The sequence below is a fragment of the Pengzhenrongella sp. genome (genome assembly GCF_036565025.1).
Lineage (GTDB): Bacteria > Actinomycetota > Actinomycetes > Actinomycetales > Cellulomonadaceae > Pengzhenrongella.
Window position 1 is genome coordinate 1 of record NZ_DATCNW010000113.1, and the last position, 1,837, is coordinate 1,837.

Sequence of the window (1,837 nt, forward strand, 5' to 3'; positions counted from 1 at the left end):
GGCACCGGTATACGCGCTGGAGGGCTCGATCGCGGTCACCGGCTCCCTGGTCCAGTGGCTGCGCGACAACCTGGGCCTGATCTCCGACGCGGCGCAGATCGAGGCGCTCGCCCGGACGGTGGAGGACAACGGCGGGGCGTACTTCGTCCCCGCGTTCTCCGGACTCTTCGCGCCCTACTGGCGTCCGGACGCCCGCGGCGCGCTGGTCGGCCTGACCCGGTTCGTGAACCGCGGCCACCTCGCGCGGGCGGCCCTGGAGGCGACGGCGTTCCAGACCCGTGAGGTCGTCGACGCGATGAACGCCGACTGGACCGTCAATCGCTGCGCTCCTCGCTCCTCCGTCGCTGCAATGCTCACTCACCAAGGAGTAGCGCTACGCGAACTCAAGGTCGACGGCGGGATGGTCGGCAACGAGCTGCTCATGCAGTTCCAGGCCGACATCCTCGACGTGCCGGTGGTGCGGCCGGTGGTCACCGAGACGACGGCCCTGGGTGCCGCCTACGCGGCGGGGCTCGCTGTCGGCTTCTGGTCCTCGACCGAGGAGATCCGCGCGAACTGGACGGCTGACAAACGCTGGGAGCCGTCGATGGACGCGGCCCGGCGCGACGCCCTCTACGCCGACTGGAAGAAGGCGGTCACCAAGACCTTCGACTGGGTCAGCGGGTAGCGGGCGACGCGAGAGCTACCGCCGACCGGCTGCAACCCGGCCGGCCCCGCACGCGTCAACATGTCGGGGCCATAGCGAACGCCGGCGGTAGGGAAGGATGTGCTGATGCGTCGACGTGCCTGCCTGGCTGCTGCAGCGGTGCTGCTGACGGCGAGCGCGTGTTCGTCCACCACGTCAACTGGTCAGGTCACGCCCAGCCCGAGCAGCCAGGGGGCGAGCACCCGGCACAGCTCGCCGCGGCCCGCCACGTCGCCGCCAACAACGACCTCGACCACCCCGCCGCCCACCACCAGCCTCGCGCGGCGTGTCCTGGCCCGGATGAGCGAGGCCGAGCGCGTCGGGCAGCTGTTCATGGTCGACTGCCCGAGCACCGGTCTCGGCGCGGCGGCGGTGACCGCGGTCGGCACGTACCACGTCGGATCGGTCATCCTCGACGGGACGAGCCAGCTGAGTACGGAGCAGACCGCGACGATCGCCGCCCAGCTGCAGACCAGGGCGCCCGCGCAGGCCGGCCTGTTCGTCGCCACCGATCAGGAGGGCGGGCAGGTACAGCGCCTGCAGGGGCCGGGCTTCTCGGCCATCCCGAGCGCGCTACAGCAGGGCGCCGTCGCACCGGCGACCCTGCGCGCCGAGGCACAGCAGTGGGGGGCCGAACTGCGGGCGGCGGGCGTGAACGTCGACCTCGGCCCGGTGCTCGACACCGTCCCGGCGAACTTCGGGAGCAACCCGCCGATCGGCGACCTGGACCGCGAGTACGGCCACGACCCGGCCAGCGTGAGCAGCCACGGCAACGCGGTCGCGCAGGGCCTGGCGGCGGCCGGGGTCGACGCCACGGTCAAGCACTTTCCCGGGCTCGGGCGGGTCAGCGGTAACACCGACCTCACCACTGGCGTCCTCGACAGGGTGACCACCCGCCACGACCCGTACCTGGCCCCGTTCGCGACTGCGATCCGCGACGGCGTCGCGTTCGTGATGATGTCGACGGCGATCTACACCCGCATCGACCCCGACCATCCCGCCGCGTTCTCACCGGCGATCGTCACCGGCATGCTGCGCGGTGACCTGCACTTCCGCGGCGTGATCATCAGCGACGACGTCGGCGTCTCGAGGCAGGTCAGCGGTCTTTCGGTCGGCGAGCGGGCAGTGGCGTTCATCGCCGCCGGCGGGGAC

General features: G+C 71.7%; 2 protein-coding genes. Both read left to right on the plus strand.

Going from position 1 to position 1,837, the window contains the following annotated elements:
* Positions 1 to 667 (plus strand): FGGY family carbohydrate kinase (locus VIM26_RS06270; protein WP_331949493.1); only part of this gene is annotated, 667 nt, incomplete at its 5' end.
* Positions 668 to 772: 105 nt separating this feature from the next.
* The coding region (locus VIM26_RS06275) for a glycoside hydrolase family 3 N-terminal domain-containing protein (protein WP_331949494.1) at positions 773 to 1,837 on the plus strand (1,065 nt) is incomplete at its 3' end.